At 37.2% G+C, this 19,633-nt stretch carries 16 protein-coding genes; 5 read left to right on the forward strand and 11 right to left on the reverse strand.

The genetic code is table 11. From position 1 onward, the window contains the following. Positions 1 to 526: 526 nt before the first annotated feature. Positions 527 to 649 carry a hypothetical protein gene (locus tag OGZ34_RS14245; RefSeq protein WP_263360630.1) on the reverse strand — a complete coding sequence of 41 codons (123 nt, stop codon included), beginning with the start codon at positions 647 to 649 and terminating at the stop codon, positions 527 to 529. Between the two features lie 453 nt (positions 650 to 1,102). Here OGZ34_RS14245 and OGZ34_RS14250 point away from each other — a divergent pair, with 453 nt between their 5' ends. From OGZ34_RS14250 to OGZ34_RS14270, 5 genes are all read left to right on the forward strand, one after another. Then, positions 1,103 to 1,426, forward strand: coding sequence for a DUF6660 family protein (locus tag OGZ34_RS14250; protein WP_246253149.1), 324 nt, complete (start codon positions 1,103 to 1,105; stop codon positions 1,424 to 1,426). Between the two features lie 108 nt (positions 1,427 to 1,534). Continuing rightward, positions 1,535 to 4,678, forward strand: coding sequence for an efflux RND transporter permease subunit (locus tag OGZ34_RS14255; protein WP_263360631.1), 3,144 nt, complete (start codon positions 1,535 to 1,537; stop codon positions 4,676 to 4,678). Between the two features lie 18 nt (positions 4,679 to 4,696). Then, the gene (locus OGZ34_RS14260) at positions 4,697 to 5,953 is read left to right on the forward strand and encodes a TolC family protein (RefSeq protein ID WP_263360632.1); all 1,257 of its coding nucleotides are present in this window, start codon (positions 4,697 to 4,699) and stop codon (positions 5,951 to 5,953) included. 1 nt (position 5,954) lies between these two features. Continuing rightward, entirely contained in the window at positions 5,955 to 7,187 is a 1,233-nt protein-coding gene (locus tag OGZ34_RS14265; RefSeq protein WP_263360633.1) for an efflux RND transporter periplasmic adaptor subunit, read from the forward strand. Between the two features lie 340 nt (positions 7,188 to 7,527). Then, entirely contained in the window at positions 7,528 to 9,516 is a 1,989-nt protein-coding gene (locus OGZ34_RS14270; protein ID WP_263360634.1) for a heavy metal translocating P-type ATPase, read from the forward strand. A gap of 103 nt (positions 9,517 to 9,619) precedes the next feature. Here OGZ34_RS14270 and OGZ34_RS14275 read toward each other — a convergent pair whose 3' ends face one another. The 10 genes from OGZ34_RS14275 to OGZ34_RS14320 form a co-directional block, all read right to left on the reverse strand. Next, positions 9,620 to 10,018, reverse strand: coding sequence for a tautomerase family protein (locus OGZ34_RS14275; protein WP_263360635.1), 399 nt, complete (start codon positions 10,016 to 10,018; stop codon positions 9,620 to 9,622). Between the two features lie 59 nt (positions 10,019 to 10,077). Continuing rightward, positions 10,078 to 10,731 (reverse strand): VOC family protein, encoded by a 654-nt coding sequence (locus tag OGZ34_RS14280; protein ID WP_263360636.1) that lies wholly within the window; start codon positions 10,729 to 10,731, stop codon positions 10,078 to 10,080. Positions 10,732 to 11,243: 512 nt separating this feature from the next. Then, positions 11,244 to 11,669, reverse strand: coding sequence for an arsenate reductase ArsC (locus OGZ34_RS14285; RefSeq protein WP_263360637.1), 426 nt, complete (start codon positions 11,667 to 11,669; stop codon positions 11,244 to 11,246). A 133-nt stretch (positions 11,670 to 11,802) separates the two neighbouring features. After that, positions 11,803 to 12,267, reverse strand: coding sequence for a DUF6428 family protein (locus OGZ34_RS14290; RefSeq protein WP_263360638.1), 465 nt, complete (start codon positions 12,265 to 12,267; stop codon positions 11,803 to 11,805). 57 nt (positions 12,268 to 12,324) lie between these two features. Continuing rightward, the gene (locus OGZ34_RS14295) at positions 12,325 to 12,651 is read right to left on the reverse strand and encodes an ArsR/SmtB family transcription factor (RefSeq protein ID WP_263360639.1); all 327 of its coding nucleotides are present in this window, start codon (positions 12,649 to 12,651) and stop codon (positions 12,325 to 12,327) included. A gap of 283 nt (positions 12,652 to 12,934) precedes the next feature. Beyond that, complete coding sequence (locus OGZ34_RS14300; RefSeq protein WP_263360640.1) at positions 12,935 to 14,290, reverse strand: DUF3526 domain-containing protein; 1,356 nt, start codon at positions 14,288 to 14,290, stop codon at positions 12,935 to 12,937. A gap of 1 nt (position 14,291) precedes the next feature. Continuing rightward, on the reverse strand, positions 14,292 to 15,740 hold the full coding sequence (locus OGZ34_RS14305) for an ABC transporter permease (protein WP_263360641.1): 1,449 nt from the start codon (positions 15,738 to 15,740) through the stop codon (positions 14,292 to 14,294). An 8-nt stretch (positions 15,741 to 15,748) separates the two neighbouring features. After that, complete coding sequence (locus OGZ34_RS14310; RefSeq protein WP_263360642.1) at positions 15,749 to 18,034, reverse strand: TonB-dependent siderophore receptor; 2,286 nt, start codon at positions 18,032 to 18,034, stop codon at positions 15,749 to 15,751. 36 nt (positions 18,035 to 18,070) lie between these two features. After that, a complete protein-coding gene (locus OGZ34_RS14315; protein ID WP_173964228.1) occupies positions 18,071 to 18,766 on the reverse strand; it encodes an ABC transporter ATP-binding protein in 696 nt (231 codons plus the stop codon). A 301-nt stretch (positions 18,767 to 19,067) separates the two neighbouring features. After that, complete coding sequence (locus OGZ34_RS14320) at positions 19,068 to 19,418, reverse strand: hypothetical protein (RefSeq protein WP_173964227.1); 351 nt, start codon at positions 19,416 to 19,418, stop codon at positions 19,068 to 19,070. Between the last annotated feature and the right edge of the window lie 215 nt (positions 19,419 to 19,633).

Genomic DNA, 19,633 nt, shown 5'->3' on the forward strand with positions numbered 1-19,633 from the left:
AGAGAAAAATGTCCCTCAAAAAGTGTGTTTGTCAAAAAAAGCATGTAAAAGGCTAATCCTTGATTTTATCGTTGTGTTTAGATGAAAAGTACACTTTCAAATTATTTAGTTTTTCAGAGGAAAATTATTGTGGTTTTAACGTTAGAATTTGCCTTGATATCATCAGCTGAACTATTTAAAAAGTGATTTTTTTGTTTGAATTTTATTTTAAATTATTACTTTATATGAAGTGTGTAATTTATTTTATATTAGTTTGTTATGTTTTTATTTTGAAGTTTTTTTTGTAGCTGATTTTAAATAAAATTGAATTTGGAATTTTGCGATTGTACTTTATTTAAGTTCATGTTACTGGTTCAAATTTAGGCCAATTGGGTTCGCTGTACGATTTCTCTTTTGTGGATAAAGCAAGAGTTAAAATAAGGGATCTAATGTTTTAAAAATTAGTTTAGTAAAGGTTGGTGGTATTCGTTTTTCGTGCAGTATGCTTTAAAAACAAAAAAAAAGCATAAATTAAGGAGTCAGGTGATTATTTTTTGGGTTTTGGTTCTTCATCTTCGGGAAGAATAATTTTATTCAGTTCTGTTTCTTTTGCGGCTCTTTTTTGTGCTGTTTTTCCTTTTCCAATAGATAGTATGGCTGTTAGGTACAACTATCTATTGTATGCATTTAGACTTTCTTTTAATAGTTGATTTTTTCCTCCACAATTTTATCGCTGCACATTTGTAAGAAAATTTGGATATTTAAAAGTAAGAAAGAGACTGATACTAGTATTTATTTCTCCTTGATTTTCGTGTTTATTATTGTTAATTAATAAAATGGCATCAAATAAATTAAGAGCTAGTATTTTTTTAGGAAATTAAGTGTGTATATTCTTGTTTTACAGGTGTATAGTTTGTTTTTGTGTTGGAATAGTGAATCTGAAAAAAAAGTTAATTATTGTTAAGGTTAACTAAAATTTCTTATCACCGATATTATTTTTTAAGAAAGTATGTTTTGAAAAAAGGTAGATTTTTGCTGTTTTTTCTGACTCATTTATCTTTTTTAGAAACATCAAATTCAATTATTTAGATTTTGGAATCGAAATAAATACTATTTTTGCAATGTGAAATGGATAACAATCATATTATCGATTTATTTACTGGCACTTTCCAATATGCCCTGTGCAGATATGGAAATAAACAGTGCTGCACACAAAACTGCTCAGTTTTCTTCTGAAGCAAATCACTCACACGATAAAGACAACGATTTATGTTCGCCCTTCTGTGCGTGCAATTGTTGTGGTGCTCAGGTTTTAAGTTATCAGACTTTTCTAAGTTTTGATTTCCCTGTTGCGCATTCTATTATCACAAGTCCGTTACCCAATTACATTTCTGTTTTTGCTTCCAATTTCTACGGAAGCATTTGGCAACCCCCTCAAATAGCATAATGATGCCCGCCCCGACAAATCGGGATTCGGGTAAGAGCGTTGCGACTATTCCGCAGCAGTAAAATAGGCAATACTTTGTCTCATTTCTCACGTCATTATACCATTAAAATGTTAGATAAAATCATACAGTTTAGTATAAAGAATAAATTCGTTATACTATTATTTACCCTTGTATTAATAGCCTGGGGAAGCTATTCACTCAAACAATTGCCGTTAGATGCTCTACCTGATGTAACTAATAATCAGGTGCAGATCATTACTACAGCACCTACTTTGGCAAGTCAGGAAGTCGAACAATTAATTACGTATCCATTAGAACAGGCGGTAAAGACCGTTCCGGATATCATAGAACTCCGCAGTATTTCGCGTTTCGGATTATCGGTGGTTACCGTAGTTTTTGAGGACGATGTCGATATCTACTGGGCCAGAGAACAAATATTTCAGCGACTCAAACAAGCCGAGGAAAATATTCCTGCCTATGCGGGTTCGCCCGAGCTGGCACCTATCAGCACCGGTTTAGGAGAAATTTACCAATATGACGTTTATGCCAAAAAAGGTTATGAAGATAAATACGATGCCATAAAACTGCGTACGATTCAGGATTGGATCATCATTCCGCAATTACAAGGTCTCAAAGGCGTGGCCGATGTAAGTACTTGGGGAGGGAAACTGAAGCAATATGAAATTGCTGTAAATCCAAATACGCTAAATAGCCTTGGCGTTACGATTACAGAAATTTTTGACGCACTCGAAAAAAACAATCAAAATACGGGTGGTGCTTATATCGAAAAAGACCAGTTTGCGTACTTCATCCGAGGTGTTGGTATGGCAAAGGGAACGAAAGACCTAGGAAACGTGGTGGTAAAAAACCGAAATGGTTCTCCCGTTCTGGTTCGTGATGTGGCCGAAGTTCGTGAAGGTGTTGCCTTGCGTTACGGAGCTTCAACGAAAGACGGAAAAGGTGAAATTGTTTCTGGAATGGTTTTGATGCTAAAAGGAGAAAATTCCAGTGCAGTAGTTAATAGAATCCATGAAAGAATGGTTCAGATCAATAAAAGTTTGCCGGAAGGCGTCGTTGCCGAAGCTTTCATCGATAGAGGAAAATTGGTCGATAATGCGATTGGAACAGTTACAAAAAACTTATTGGAAGGAGCTTTGATCGTTATTTTTGTACTGATCTTATTTCTAGGGAATCTTCGTGCAGGTTTAATTGTAGCTTCTGTAATCCCATTGGCCATGCTTTTTGCCATTATTTTAATGAATGCCTTTGGCGTAAGCGGGAATTTAATGAGCCTTGGTGCGATCGACTTTGGAATCATCGTAGACGGAGCTGTGATTATTGTTGAAGCCACGATGCATCACTTGCAGAAACTCAAACGTAAAAAAGAATTATCGCAAAACGAAATGGATGCTGAAGTTTACAATTCGGCTTCCAAAATTAGGAACAGTGCGGCTTTTGGAGAAATTATCATCCTGATCGTGTATTTGCCTATTTTGGCTTTAGTAGGAACAGAGGGTAAGATGTTCAAGCCTATGGCAATGACAGTAGGGTTTGCCGTTGCCGGAGCCTTTATACTTTCTTTGACGTATGTGCCTATGATGAGTGCTTTATTTTTATCTAAAAGTACAGAACACAAAGAAAATTTCAGCGACAGAATGATGGCCTGGCTGGAATCGGTTTACACACCTTTTTTGAAAAAAGCATTACAGTTTAAAAAGATAGTGTTAGGAGTATCACTGGGTTTATTTGCAATAGGATTAGTCATTTTTAATTCAATGGGAGGAGAATTTATTCCTACCATCGAAGAAGGTGATTTGGCTATAAACGCTACCATTATGACGGGAAGTTCGCTTACGCAAATGGTAGAAACAACGACTAAATACGAACAGATCTTAAAAGCCAAATTCCCGGAGATCAAAACAATCGTAACCAAAATCGGTAGCGGGGAAATTCCAACCGATCCAATGCCTATTGAGAGTGGTGATCTGATCATTGTTTTGAAGGATAAGAAAGAATGGAAAGGAAAGTATGATAATTGGGAAGATTTAGCAAATGCCATGAAGGCAGAAATGGAAGTTATCCCGGGAGCCAACATTGAGATCTCTCAGCCTATTCAGATGCGATTTAACGAACTAATGACTGGAAGTCGTAGTGATATTGCGATTAAGATTTTTGGAGACGATCTGGAGATCCTGGATGCTAAAGCTACAGAGTTAATCTCTAAAATCAAGAGTATCGAAGGAATTGGCGATCTAAAAGCCGATAAAGTAACAGGTTTACCACAAATCACAGTGAAATACGATTACAATAAGATCGCTTTATACGGATTGAATATTTCCGATATCAATCAGATTATACGTTCGTCTTTTGCCGGTGAAAGTGCCGGAAAAATTTACGACGAAAGCAAAAGGTTTGATGTAGTCGTGCGCATGAATGAAAACAATCGCGCTGATATTACAGACGTGAGCAATTTGTTTATTCCGCTGCCTAACGGACAACAGGTGCCGCTTTCGCAAGTTGCCACAGTGGAGTACGAACAAGGTCCTGTGCAGGTAATTCGTGAAAACGGAAAACGTAGAATTACGGTTGGATTAAACGTTCGTGGCCGTGACATAAAAAGTGTGGTAGAGGAAATTCAGCAAAAGCTGGAGAAGGACTATAAACTTCCGGCAGGATATTATGTAACCTATGGCGGTCAGTTCGAAAATTTAATTGAAGCCACTAAACGACTTTCGGTAGCGCTCCCAATTGCATTAGGATTAATACTGGTGCTGCTTTATTTTACTTTTAAAAGCTTCAAACAGGCCGGATTGATTTTTACAGCCATTCCATTGTCGGCAATTGGTGGAGTCTTTGCACTGTGGATGCGTGGAATGCCATTTAGTATTTCGGCCGGTATTGGTTTTATTGCTTTGTTTGGAATTGCAGTTTTAAACGGAATTGTATTGATTTCATATTTCAATCAGCTCAAAACAGAAGGAGTTCTTGACCCGCTACAAAGAGTTTTAATTGGTACCAAAACCCGATTACGTCCGGTTTTAATGACCGCAGCTGTTGCTTCATTAGGGTTTTTACCAATGGCATTGTCAACAAGCGGTGGAGCAGAGGTACAAAAGCCTTTGGCAACCGTTGTAATTGGAGGATTAGTTTCAGCAACTTTATTAACGTTAATCGTTTTACCAATTCTGTATTTGTTATTGGAGAAGAAATTTGACCGCAAAGAGCGGGAAGATTTACAAGGAGAACAATAAGAATTAAAAAAGAAAAAAATGAATACCATATATAATAATAAAACCCCCTTTGTGCAGCTTGCGAAAGAAGCATTGCGCGCTTTGAAGGCAAAAAAGCTGGTACTTGCACTCTTGTTCGTAACCACATTCGCAACGGCGCAGGAAAAAATAAGTCTTGAGAAAGCAATCGAACTGGCAAAATCAAATAATATCGATTTAAAGATTGCCGATAAGGAAATCGAGAAACAAACGATTTTAAAAAAGACGGCATTTCAGCCAGATCCGCTTCAGGTACAATACCAGGGAGGGCAGTTCAATAGTGCCGATTACGACCATAATGTTTCGATTCAGCAGTTTTTTCCGTTGGGAAATATCACAAAAGCCAATCGACAGCTACAGGAAGAACTGGCGAAGCTGGCAGAAAAACGAAAAGCCTTATCTTCTTATGAAGTAGAAAAGGCAGTAACGCTGGCTTATTATCAATATCTGTATGGCGTTTCGATTCAGAAATTGAACTCGGAACTTAATGAGATTTATACCAAGTTTTTGAAGAATGCAGAACTGCGTTTTAAAACCGGAGAAAGCGGAAATATTGAAGTCATTAGTGCCAAAGCCAAAGTGAAAGAGATTGAAACTCAAAAGGCACAGTTAGAATACGATTTGGCAATTTACCAAAAGCAGTTGCAGTTTTTTATTCAGACGGATCAAAGTATCATTCCCGACGATCAAACCACATTGCAGTATGTTATGGTGAAAGAAGAAGGAAACTCGAAAGCAGAAGTTTTAATGACAGATTTTTACCAACAGCAAATTTCGGTGTACCAGAAAGAAGCCAATACGCACAAAGCGATGCGAACGCCAAAAGTAGGATTGGGTTATTTTGCACAAACAATCAATACCGAATCTTTGTTTCAGGGATTTACGGCAGGATTGCAAATTCCGTTGTTTGGAGGAGTGAATACCGCAAAAGCAAAAGCTTCGGCAGTAAGTATTTCCCAGTCGCAACTGGCTTTGGATAAGAACAGGCTAACGTTGAATCTGCAAAAAGCGGAGTTGCAAAACAACTTTGAGAAACAGCAGAAAGCAATGGACTATTATCAGAAAGAGGGATTGCAGTACGCAGATCAGATTATCAGTACTGCCCAGAAAAGTTATGCGAATGGTGATCTGAGTTACTGGTCGTACATCAGTTTCTTAAATCAGGCGATTGATATTAAAAAACAATATACAGAGGCTACCCATAACTTTAATCAAAGTGCAATCGAATTGCAATTTCCAACCATCAAAAACAATTAAAATGAAACAGACATATAAGCATTTAACAGTAAAATTTGCAGCAGTTTTATCGCAAAGGAAGCTAGGTAGTTGGGCATTACTTATAGCCTCTATCATCGTTTTAACTTCGTGTGGTCAAAAGAAAACAGAAGAAACAAAAGAAGAAGAAAAATCACAAAACGAAGTTGCTTTAAACGAATCTCAATATAAAACAGTTGGGATCGAAACAGATTTAGTCGAAAATAGAAACCTCAATAAGGTGATAAAAGCCAATGGTTACACAACTGTCCCGCCACAAAATTCAGCAGAAGTTTCGACTTTAATAGGAGGAACGGTTAAGGATATTTTTGTATTGGAAGGAACGTACGTTAACAAAGGAAAAGTACTGGCGACCATTCAAAATTTGGAAGTAATTGAAATGCAGGAAGAATACCATTCGGCTACAGCTAATATTGAATATCTGCAATTGGAATACAACCGCCAGAAAACCCTGAGTGATGAAAATGTAAATCCAAGGAAAACATTTCAGGAAGTAAAATCAAAATTGGCTGCAGAAAGAGCCCGTGCACAGGCTGCTAAGAACAAACTGGAAGCGCTACATGTAAGCACCAAAGGAAGCACTTCGTTAGTACCAGTTGTAGCTCCAATAAACGGTTATGTAGGGAAAATAAGTATCGCAAAAGGCGCTTATGCCCAAACAGGTGTTGTTTTGTTTGAAGTGGTCGATAACAGTCAGATGCATCTGGATTTGAATGTGTATGAAAAAGACCTGGGATCTATTTCGATTGGTCAGGTCATTGATTTTGTTTTAACCAATCAGTCGAACAAATCAATTAAAGGGAAGATTTTCGGTATTAATAAGTCTTTTTCTAATGAAAGTAAAACCGTTGCAGTACACGCTAAAATCGAATCGGCTGATGCTAAAGGACTGATTCCGGGGATGTACGTTTCGGCAAACATCAACATCACGAACACCACTGTTCCTGCATTACCAAAGGATGCTGTGGTTCGAAATGCCGATAAATACTTTGTATATGTGGAAGAAGAAGCCCACGAAGAAAAGAAAACACCGGCAGAAGGGAATCATGAAAAAGAGGTTCATTTTAGAGCAGTTGAGGTCATCCCGGGTACGACAGATCTAGGCTTTACAGAAGTGAAATTTGTAGATAAAGTGGCTCCGAATGCAAAAATCGTAACTAAGGGAGCTTTTTATTTGCTTTCGGCGATGAAAGGCGGAGGAGAACATGATCATTAGATTTTTTTAAAGGTGCTAAGGTTCAGAGGTACAAAGGTTCAGAGGTTTTTGTAGAGACGCATAACAGTGCGTTCCTGAATAGTCTTCTGGATTTTAGATTGAAGATTAACGATTGAAGATTTCAGATGTTTGAAACCGTATAAAGTCGACAATTATATTTTTAAGTAACACCAAATCCGAAATCAAAAATCGTTAATCAAAAATCTTAGACCTCTTTTCTCTGCCTTTGTGAGATTAATTTGTGGTACCTAAAAACTATTAAGACAAAATCCGTAAATTTAGAACATTATTGAAACAAAGTTTAAACTTGAAACTTTGAAACCTAAACTTTAAATTTCTCATGGAACATCTACATAAAGAAGAAAAGATTAAAAAGAAAAAAACAAACCAACCGTCTTGCAGCTGTGCACATGACGAACCGGTTCATTCGGATGATGACGGACACGATCACGGTAATAGTGGCGACAGCAGTTTGTTTAAAATGTTTTTGCCAGCCATTATTTCTCTTGGTTTACTGCTGATCGGAATTGGATTTGATAACTATTTTGAACAAAATTGGTTTTCAGGTTATGTTAGAATTGCCTGGTACGTTATCGCTTATTTGCCGGTAGGACTTCCTGTTTTAAAAGAAGCCTACGAAAGCATTAGAAAAGGCGATGTGTTTTCTGAGTTTTTCCTGATGAGTATTGCGACCCTGGGGGCATTTGCTATAGGTGAATATCCTGAAGGGGTCGCTGTGATGCTGTTTTATACCATTGGAGAGAATTTTCAGGGATTAGCAGTCAGTCGTGCCAAATCAAACATTAAGAGCCTGCTGGACCAGCGTCCTGATGAGGTAAGTGTTTTGGAAAATAATGTTGCGACTAAAGTGAAAGCGGCCGATGTTGTCATTGGAGCGATAGTGCAGCTAAAAGCAGGGGAAAAACTGGGTCTGGACGGTGAATTACTTTCCGATTCGGCTTCTTTTAACACCGCAGCGCTTACAGGAGAAAGCAAACCGGACACCAAAGTAAAAGGCGAAGCTGTTTTGGCCGGAATGATTAACGGAAGCACCATTGCACTGGTAAAAGTAACTACAGCTTATAACGACAGTAAATTGTCTAAAATTTTAGAAATGGTACAAAATGCTGTTACTAAAAAAGCTCCTGCAGAATTGTTCATTCGAAAATTTGCTAAGATTTATACGCCCATTGTAGTCTATCTGGCGATTGCCATTTGCTTGTTGCCGATGCTTTTTGTATCCGATTATGTGTTTAGTGACTGGTTGTACAGAGCATTGGTTTTTCTCGTAATTTCTTGTCCTTGTGCTTTGGTGATCAGTATTCCGTTAGGGTATTTTGGCGGAATAGGAGCAGCCAGTAAAAACGGAATCCTGTTTAAAGGAAGTAACTTTTTAGACAGTATTTCAACCATTCAGAATGTTGTGATGGACAAAACAGGTACTATGACCGAGGGTGTCTTTAAAGTTCAGGAAGTTATCCTTCAGGAGGGTTTTGATAAAGATGAAATTTTAAAACTCGTAAATGCATTGGAAAGTCAGAGTACACACCCAGTTGCGACAGCGATTCATAATCATGTGGGACCAATTGACCCCGCAATAACGCTAAAAAATGTAGAAGAGATTTCCGGACACGGTTTAAAAGCAGCAATAAACGGAAAGGAACTGCATGTAGGGAATTTCAAATTGATGGATAAATTCAACATCAATTACGATGTTGACCCCAATGCCGTTGTTTATACGACTATTGCCATAGCTTACGACAAAAAGTTTGCCGGTTATTTAACGATTGCCGATGAAATTAAAGCAGATGCACAAGAGGCGGTAACGAAGTTAAAAGAGTTAGGTGTTAAAGTGACCATGCTAAGTGGTGACAAAACCAATGTCGTACAGTTTGTTGCGAATACGCTGGGAATTACAAATGCTTTTGGCGATTTGCTACCTGAAGATAAAGTGAATAAACTAAACGAAATTAAGGCCAAAAATGAAACCGTAGCCTTTGTGGGCGATGGTGTAAATGATGCTCCGGTAATTGCTTTGAGCACCGTCGGCATTGCGATGGGAGGTTTAGGAAGTGATGCTACGATCGAAACCGCCGATGTTGTCATTCAGGACGATAAGCCAAGTAAGATTCCTATGGCGATAAACATTGGGAAACAAACCAAGAAAATTGTCTGGCAGAATATTACTCTGGCCTTTGTTGTAAAAGCTTTTGTACTGATTCTGGGTGCTGGCGGACTGGCAACCATGTGGGAAGCTGTCTTTGCGGATGTTGGCGTAGCTTTGCTGGCCATATTGAATGCCGTGAGGATTCAGAGGATGAAATTTTAAGATAAAGAAACCGTTTCAGTACCTAAGCTGAAACGGTTTTGTTTTTTTTGCTTTATTCGCATCCGGAATGACCAGAGCGCTATAAAGACTGTGCAATAAAAGCTTATTTTTTTAAATGTGTTGGTTCCTGAATTTCTCCGTTACCAAAAGACCAGTTTTCCAGACCGTTATTTTCCAATAAAACAATAATCACATTATTAATTAGAATCTCTGTTGTTGCAGCAATTTTCGTAGCGATTTGATGGTATAATTTCCTTTTTTGTTCTACTGTTCGACCTTGTCCTGCGGTGATCTGGACATATACAATTTCTTCAGAATGTGAAACACCAAGATAACTTTCAGGATATTTTATCTGATGCCGCTCTAATTCTTCAATTACATGAAAATAATCAGCACTTGGAATATGAAATTCTGCTATTAAAGATTGATGAATCGCTTCTGAAATATTGTTTTTGGTTACTAATGAAAGCTTCTTAGGCAAACTGATTCGTACAAATGGCATTTTTTAGATTTTGAGTTTTGTATAAAATTAAAAAAAATAGAAGAGGAGCGGGCAAATCTTTAGGAAAACTTCAATTCAGTCTGAGCTCCGTTATTTTCTATGCGAACTTCGGTTGAATTGCTTTTAGAAGGTGTTTTCGTAGGATACCAATTTCGACCCGGACGTACGATAATGAGCAGTCCTTCATCATTTCCAACGGCAGCAAAGAGCTCGTTATTGTCATTTTTACTGAAGAGTTCTAACTCGTGTTCGGTTACTAACTGGTTTGCTAAATCCAAAGGATGTTCGTTGACAATTCCAATTTCACTAATGTTTAGTATGGATTTAGAACTAAAAGATTTCGTTTGGGAATTGTCGAGATCGTATCTGGCAATGAATTCCAGTATATTACCATTGTTATCATAAAAATAAATGGCATTGGCATTCCAGCTCTCAAAATTGGCAATTACATTCGTGTCTTCAATAATAATTAAATCCAGTTTGTTTGTGGCCCATTTAATGGCTTCCTGAAGCTTGTTTTGAGGGATATTAAAAGCAAAGTGATAGATGGAATCAAATTGCGGATTTTCGATAAACTTTAAGATCGATTTACCTGCCTGAATGCTAATTGAGTTGGAATCTTTTTCGAGAATTGAAAGATTAAGTACGTCTTGATAGAATGTTGTTGTTTCTTGAATATTGTTGGTTTGAATCTGAAGGTGTTGTAGTTTCATGATGAGGTAGATTTACAAAGAGGCAGAAGCTTCTTTTCGTTTCAAACAAATTTAAAAAAGGATCGCTGCATTCTGATTGTCATATCATTTTATACTTCAATAAAGGAATAACAAATTATGATGAGAAGTAGAGTAGTGGTAATTTTTTTTAGCACATAGAAACATAGATTGTATTATTAAAAGAGGATACAAAAGAGAAATACATTTCTTTCACATAGTGATATGTGTTTTATTTGAAGTGAAACGACTTTCTCAGCATTTAGAACTATGTTTTTATGTGTTAGAATAGAGGTTTGTATGTTGGAACGCTAAAATTTAAACACATAGAGACATAGATTGTATTGTTAAAAGAGAATACAAAAGAGAAAAACATTTCTTTCACATAGTGTTCTGTGCTTTATTTGGAGTGAAACGCCTTTTTCAGCATTTAGAACTATGTTTCTATGTGTTAAGATATAGGTTCCGATGATTGGGATGCTAAAATTTAAACACATAGAGACATAGATTTGTGTTTAATAATCTGTGTTGATCGTTTTTGCAAATGCACTGCAATATTCTTTGATCATTTGTCTCACGGTGCGAAACTCCTGCATAATTTCTTTTTCTGTCCCTGTTGCTTTGGCAGGGTCCGGAAAATTGTGATGTAACTTTAATGCGTTTGAAGGAAAGAAAGGACATTGCGCTTTGGCATTATCACAAACCGTAAGGACAACATCAAAAACAATGTTTTGATACTCGTCGATGTGATTTGAAGTATGCTTTGAAATATCGATTCCGTCTTCTTTCATAGTGGCAATGGCTCTGGGATTTACCCCGTGAGTTTCAATGCCGGCACTGTAAACATGGGCTTTGTTGCCCAGAAAATGGCGCAAATAACCTTCGGCAATCTGGCTTCGGCAGCTATTTCCTGTGCAAAGCACGAGAATATTTTTTGTCATAGTTTTAAACGAGTAACCAAATGATATTGATAATGCAAAATTTAGGCTCAAAGCCATAAATCAGTTGCAGTACAATAACAGCTGTAGTGATTATAATTGGTTTTTTATATTTAAGAAAGAAAGTACTCATAGCTTAGCAACAGCCTGAATTAGGGGAACAGGAGTTTGTATTGTCCTTGTTTAATTCGATAAAGCCGGATGGTAACGGAATTCCACAGGCATCTTGTGCCAGACAGGCTGTAACTTTATTTTTTAATACAAAATGATTTCCATTAAACTCTAAATCGTATCGGCCTATAGTTTCGTTCTGGTATTCGACTTCTATATTCAGATCTTCAATGTTTAATTTTTCTTCTGAAAGGTTAATGATGTGCAATAGTTTACCGGGTTTCAAGCGATGTTCATAATCGTCTGCATTCCAAAGTTGAAAGTTGACACTTTTTTCCTGACGAATTACACCGCCGCAGTCGATAAAATTCTTAGTGATCATTCCCACCTCAGTGACGTGAAAATGCTCCGGAACAAAAGTTCCATTTTCCAGTTGAAATGCTACGTTTTCAAGGGTAGGCAGTATGCTTTTAATGTCTGATAGTTTCATTTTTTTTGTTTTATAGTTATAATGCAATATTGCGATATAGTAAGTTAAAAAAAGCCTTTAACAGCATTTTTGATTTTTTGTAACCGCAATAATAGCGGAAAAATAGGTATTTAGAATATCAAAAGTTTCTTCGTTTATACAGTAACAGATGGCGTTTCCTTCAATGTTTCCCTTGATAAGGCCTGCATTTTTTAGTTCTTTCAGGTGTTGCGAAACGGTGGGCTGTGCAAGTGGCAATTCGTTTACAATATCTCCGCAAATACATTCGTTTACTTTAAGCAAATATTCAATAATAGCAATTCTAGCCGGATGTCCCAGTGCTTTGGCGATAGTAGCGATCTGATTTTGTTTGTCGGTAAAATGTTCCGTTTTAGAAGCTCCCATGTGATTTTAAATATAATATTGCAATATTACGATATTGATTTAAAATCAAAGATTTTTTTTTAAAATTTTTAAATAGGATAAATTGAAATATTGATTTCGATGTTGGAACGCTAAAATGATGAAACACAAAGAAACATAGATTGTATCACTAAAGAGCATACAAAAGAGAAATACATTTCTTTCGCATAATATGCGTTTTATTTGAGGTCAAACGCTTTGTTCTTCTTTATTAAACTATGTTTCTATGTGTTAAAATAATATTCTTAAGTTGAGACAATCCCTTTTAAAAGGTTTCTTTTCTGTTGTTTTTGAAATTCATCCAGCCCAAACCGATTAGTAACAAATTGAAAAACAGTAAAGGCAAAAAAGCTCTCGTATAATTAATTTTAGTAGGATCTGTGAAAGTCTCTACCTTAAATTTTGACCAGTTTTCTTTAACCACAGGGGCATTATCAAATATTTTTGGATAAAAATACAATCTCATTTTTTCATGAAAATGTTTGGTTTCCTTCAAAAATAAAAGCTGGTTTCCTAAATCAGACTTTGCAATTTCATTCAGTTGAAGCTGAGCATGCAAAGTAGGAAAGAACTGTGAGATAAACTGACTGGCTTTGTTGCGCTGTTCTAATTTGGATTGCAGTTCCTGAGATTGCTCTACCGAATCGTCGTCACCCGCCTGTTGCATGGCATAATACCAAAGCCAGTTGAATTCGGTATTTGGCAAAGAATAACGCTTGAATTGCGGATAATGCTGATAGAATTTATTCATTGTAATTTTCTTATCCATATCCCATTTTTCATGATAGGCATTGCGTTGCTTTACTGTTAACTCCAAAGCTTCGGGAATCGGATATTTATTCACGATATACGTATTGATTACTGCCGGCAGAATAACAATTAGAAACAGCCAGATCGTAAGTAAAATAACCGCGTTGAAGTTGGAGTTTTTTTGTAGGGAAACGATAAAAAAGCAGGCAGCAAACCAAAACAAAATATACATAACACCCAGCCCGTAAAAGGTGAGAAGTGCTGCGTCAAAAGGAATTCCTAAGATTAAAACGGCTAAAAGAACTAAAAAGGTCAACAAAGCAATTAAACTTAAGATCCGGATGTAAAACAGCTTCAGAATGTATAAAAATGTATTTTCACTTTGCGTAGACACAATTTTCCAGGTTCCGCTTTCTTTTTCTTCCGAAACCAGATTGTAAGAGAATGCAATAATTAAAAGTGGAAAAAGGTAAATCAGTACAAAACTAAAATCGATATTCCCGGACAACAGATTGTTGGGATTATTGAGCTCCGCATCGTATTTCTGACCTTCCAAACCCCGAATAGTGACGCTTTGAATCGATGGATTTACATCGCGCTGACCAATCGCCAGACTGTTAACAGGCAATGTTTTATTGATTAGCGAAAATTTGATGTAATAGAGCAGCAGTCCCATTTCGTCTTTGTGAAAAGCGGCATTTCGCGCAATATGTTCTTTTTGGTATAATGCAGCTTCTACAATATTATTCTGCTGCTTTTGTTGAAATTGCTTTCCAATTAAAAGACTGATGAATCCGATGAGCAACAGGAAAACCAATCCAATTTTGGTACCTTTTGAGCGTATGAAATTTTTAAAAAGTAATGCTAGCATATTAGAGGGCTTTAAGGTTTTTAGCTGCAATTCGTATAAGAACAAAAAGCAGGATAATCCACAGAAAAATAGAAACTACAGAGAGTATTTCGGACTTTAAAATAGCCGGGACTTCTTTTGGCTCATAATGAAATTCTTCCAGATCAGCCCAGTGTTCTTTGCTGATGGATAAAGGCTTGTCGTTTGGTCCCGGCTTTTTATTACTGATGTATTTAACCTGCAAAGCATTCATTTTTTGTGCCATAGTATAGCGATAACGCTCCGCCTGTTTCTGAAAATCGACATACGAACCATAATCGGTATTGGATAGACCCATTGACAGGTTTCGGATCGCGATGTACGGATTCAGGAATGAAACGGCTTTGGAGAAGCTATTTTGCTGGTCGTAAACTTTTAGCAGCTCTTCTAAGTGTTGGTTGTAAATCTTCGAACTGATTTTCTCTCCTTCGGTCATGATAAACCCCGAATAATTAAAAGGCAGTTTTTGTACCGAATCGACTTTGTAAACGCTCAGCAAGGAATCTTTGATGGCCTTGTAATGTAAATCGTTAGGATTATGACTGTCACCTTGTTTCAGGATGTCTTTTTCGATAGCACTGTTGAATTGTATTTTTGAGGGTGCTTCGTAAAGATATGCTCCGATTGCCTGAGTAGTTCGGGGTAAAATAATGGTGAGAACCAGCCAGATTCCGATTAAGGAAATCAAGGCTTTTTTGGAGGTTTTGCTTGAAGCAGAAATCAGCACAGCAATCACGCAAAAGAAGATCAGGTAAATAAAATGAAACAGAATAAACAGTAGCATTTTGATGGTTTCATCTGTTGAAATTGTAAAATCCTGAAGCAGCAACCATAGAAGTACAAGGACTAGTATGGTAGGAACAAAAAGCAGCAGGATTACATTTACAATTCCTACTATCTTTCCGGTTAAGAGCTGTTTCCAGCTAATTCCCTGGCTTAAAAGTAGTTTTAGAGTCCCATTTTCTCTTTCGGCTGCGACCGCATTAAATCCTAAGAAAAAAATCAGTAAAGGCAGTAAAATTTGTAAAACCATTGCAATGCTGATTTCTCCAAAACGGAGCATACTGTTAGAGAATCCCGCTTCAGAAAAATTGGCACTATTTTGTTTGTGTGCTTCAAGAAATATAGCATTCCCAAAGAAGGGTTCCATTCCAAATTCAAAAACGCTCAAAGGAGTACTTTTTCGAAAGGCAAAATTTCCGTAATGTGCCATTCGGTGCGGGTTTTTATCTGGATTGTTAAGCCAGTCTTCGCGTGATTCATGCTGGTATTTTTCGCTGGTCTGATTTTGGTTGTTGTAATTTTCCCAACCTGAAAAAGCAGCATAAAGGAGTATGATACCAATAAAGAGTGTGATGATATAGACGGCCGTATTTTTAAAAACAGCATTTTTAAGATGTCTGGCAATTAAAATTTCGATGTATAATGACATGATACAGTTTAAAATTTGTAAGTTACAGTAAGAGTGAAATTTCGCGGTGCTCCGGGAAATAGTCTTAGATAATTCTGGGCACCCAACCAATACGTTTTATTGAATAAATTACCCGCATTCAGGGCGATCTGCATATTACTTTTGTTTGGTTTGTAGTACAAAGCTGCATCAAAAGCAGTAAAGTCAGGCAGTGTAAAAGATCTTGTAAACCAAGGCACTTTGCTGCTTTGATATTGCATTCCGAAACCAATACCCAAATCTTTTAGAGCCGAATCAGAGTTGAAATTGTAGCGTGTCCACAAATTGGCGCTGTTTTTTGGTGTATTTTGTTTTCGGGCTCCAATTAACGAAGGATCGCGATCATTGGTAATTTCGGCATCAATATAACTGTACGAAGCGTTTATTTGCCAGTCGGCCGTAATAAAACCTGCTACGTCACATTCGAAACCACGACTTCTTTCAGCACCTCTTGTTACCAGCAAATCAGGATTTGCCGGGTCGTTGGCATTCATTAGGATATTACGCTGGTTGATTTCATAAAGAGCGGCGTTGAAACTTACGGAATTGTTGAAAAAAGTAGCTTTCAGTCCAACTTCTTTCAAGTTGCTTTTCAGTGGATCAAACAAACTTCCGGCTGGTAAACTTCCTGTTTGAGGCATCAAAGATACCGTATTCGATTGTGGCTGATAACCTTCAAGATAAGTTGTGTAAACGTTTATTTGATTGTTTACGGCATAAGTCACTCCAATACGCGGCAGTAAAGCCGACTTTTTAACAGTCAGTTCATTGTTGGATTTGTAGTTTGTGATGTCTTTAAACCATTCTTGACGCAAGCCCAGTAAAACGGTAAATCTTTCCCATTGTACCTGATCCTGGATATAAATTGCGTTGGTACTGGTTAATGCAGATGGCAAGGCAGTACGAACATTGAGTGTATAATCGTCAGGACTTGTTAAGGTATAATTGGGATTGTTCAGGTTAAAATAATTTACATTTGGTTTTGGTAAAACCACCCCATCGACTGTTATGGTTTGATAATTGGCAGCATTGGCAGCAACAAATGAACTGGCTACCGTTCCGTCTTTCAATAAATAACCTCTGGCAGCATTTTGTCCACCGCCTTTGGTTTTGTTCCAGCTGTTTAAATCGTAACCTGCCAATAATTTATGTTTTACTTTTCCTGTATTTAAATCAAAGTTGAAATAAGCACTCAGGTTATCAACGTCCCAATATTGCTGACGCTGTACAAATTGCATCATGGCCAGACTACTGACAGGTTTATTGTTCATGTCGACTGCAAAAGCATTTGTAGTTCTGTGTTCCTGAAGATCTTCTGTCCAGGTTTGTTTCATGTACGATGCATTAAAACCTATTTTAGAGTTGAACTTATGAACGAAATTGGTGGTCAAAATCATTTCTTTTGATTTATAGAAATCACTTGGGGCACCTAAATTTAAGCTAATCGGAGTTTTATTTAGACTGGTAACTCCCGCAACGGCACCAAAAATTGGCTGTCCGCGATCCAGAACTCCGGTCATGTTGCTCAAAATTAATTCGGTATTGATGGCTGTTTTTTCATTCGGAATGTAGCTGAAGGATGGCGAAATCAAAAACGATTTATTGCGAACCAGATCCCGAAACGATTTGGCTTCCTGATAGGCACCATTTACACGGTACAAAAGGGTTTTTGATTCGTTCAATGGGCCAGTAAAATCTAAAGTTCCGCGCAAAGTGCTAAAGCTTCCTGCACTCAGACTTATCTCTTTTCGATCAACAGCCAGTGGTTTTTTAGTAACCATATTAATGCTTCCACCCGGATCGACAGAAGAGAATGTAGCACTCGAAGGTCCTTTAATCACTTCAACTCGTTCAATATTGGTCGTTAAAGGTTGCAAGAAGTAATGTTGATGTGTTCGCATGCCGTTTATGATCTGGCCTTCTTCGTTTTGACTGATTCCGCGAATCGTATACTGATTGTAATAACTTGCGGGAATAACACCACTGGCCATCTTGACAGCATCGGCCAGGTAAATGGCGCCTTTATCTGCAATTAGTTCTTTGGTGATCGTTGCTATAGATTGTGGAATATCTTTGTTGAGGGCGGCTGTTTTTGTTGCTGCAAAAGAATAATCACTATTATATTTTTTGGTCGAACGGCCTATAATTTCAACCGTTTGCAATTCGGTGCGTTCTGTTTTGTTAGATATGGTATCGGATGTTTTTTTATTAACGGTTTGCGATTGTGCAAACTGACTAATAATTATTAAAAACAGTGAGAGAATAAAATGTTTCATTTTTTTTGGATGGGTTTGGAAAAATGTAATTTCCTTTTATACAGTTTGTAAATACAAATCTTCCAGTTCATTTGCCGAGATTTTATCGGCTTCTATAACGGTAACGAGATTTCCCTGTCTCATAATGCCAATATGAGAGGCAACTTCTCTGGCTCTGAAAATGTCGTGCGTAGCCATCAGTATGGCCGTTCCATCTGCAGAAAGCTCTTTTAATATTTGAGAAAACTCGTTGGAAGCTTTAGGATCTAAACCACTGGTAGGTTCGTCCAATAAGAGAACCTTGGCTTTCTTGGCGATTGCGATTGCAATTCCAACTTTTTGACGCATTCCTTTCGAATAACCACCTAAGTTTTGATGGTGTGCTTTAAGTTGCAGTCCTGCCTTTGAAAGGAAATAGGTGAGTTCTCCTTCTGAATATTTGAATCCCGCCAGAGACGAAAAGAACTTTAAATTTTCTAAACCGGTAAGATTTGGGTACAACATCACTGTTTCCGGAATATAAGCGACATACTTTTTTGTTTCCTGCGCATTTTCGATAACCGAGATATCGTTGATTTTCAGTTCTCCGTCTGTTGGAGCGATAAAACCTAGAAACAAATTGATGGTGGTTGTTTTTCCGGCACCGTTCTGTCCCAGTAAGGCAAAGATTTCGCCTTCGTTAATTGTTAAATTCAGTTTGTTTAAAGCAATATGATCGCCATATTTCTTTGTCAGATTTTCAGCTATAAGCATAGTTATTATGTATTTGGATGATTTTTAACAGGAGTCTTTACTGCCAATCATAGCCAAAGTCCAACCTACTGGTTTACAGCTAAGGCATCTTTGCAATGAAGGAAGTAAGGGAAATGGTGTTTACAACGATTGAAACCCAAAAAAAACAGTTGTATTGGATAAGCGAGAATGGCCTTTCAGGTTTTATTGGTCAGCATTTTTTTTGAAAAAGGCAGCAGATAAAACTACAAATGGGTTTTGCCTGACTTTTAAAAAGACAAGCAAGTGATGTTCTTAGTTTTTTGGATAAAAACGCAGTAAACTAATAAATTGAAGGTGGTGCCCTAAGAGCAAAAAGACTGCCTTTGAAAAAGACAGCAGCGGTTTTTACATAAAAGAACGCGCAGCAAGTTTCAATACTTACTTTAAGAAAGGAGTAAGACTGAAAGGTTTCCGGAATAAAAGTACTAAATGTAAAATGACAAATCTGGCAATTGGTATCAGCAGTATGGCTGTGCGTAATTTGCTTTTGTCCGTCAATATAAGTATGGTCGCAATGTTTGCTTGTAAGCTGCTTGTAAACATGTTCGTAAGAATGCAGCGTCTGAAACAGCATTGCAAACAATACAGTAACAGACATAAAAAGATTAATTAACACAATTTTCTTTTTCATTCTTGATGGAGAAAGTCCTGTTTCTGGCGGACTTTCTAGCTTTTAAACTAACGCAACGTTGTTGCAAATATAGATATCTTATTTAAAAATGCGCAAGAATCGTCTATTATTTTATTTGGAGAACAAATTCTCTATTTTTTGTAAAGTCTAATTATGTTTAAAAACACAGCTAAAGTAATATTCTTCAGGCAATCGTTTTAAAAACATCTTTACAG

Origin of the sequence: Flavobacterium collinsii (genome assembly GCF_946903285.1) — a bacterium.
GTDB lineage: Bacteria > Bacteroidota > Bacteroidia > Flavobacteriales > Flavobacteriaceae > Flavobacterium > Flavobacterium collinsii.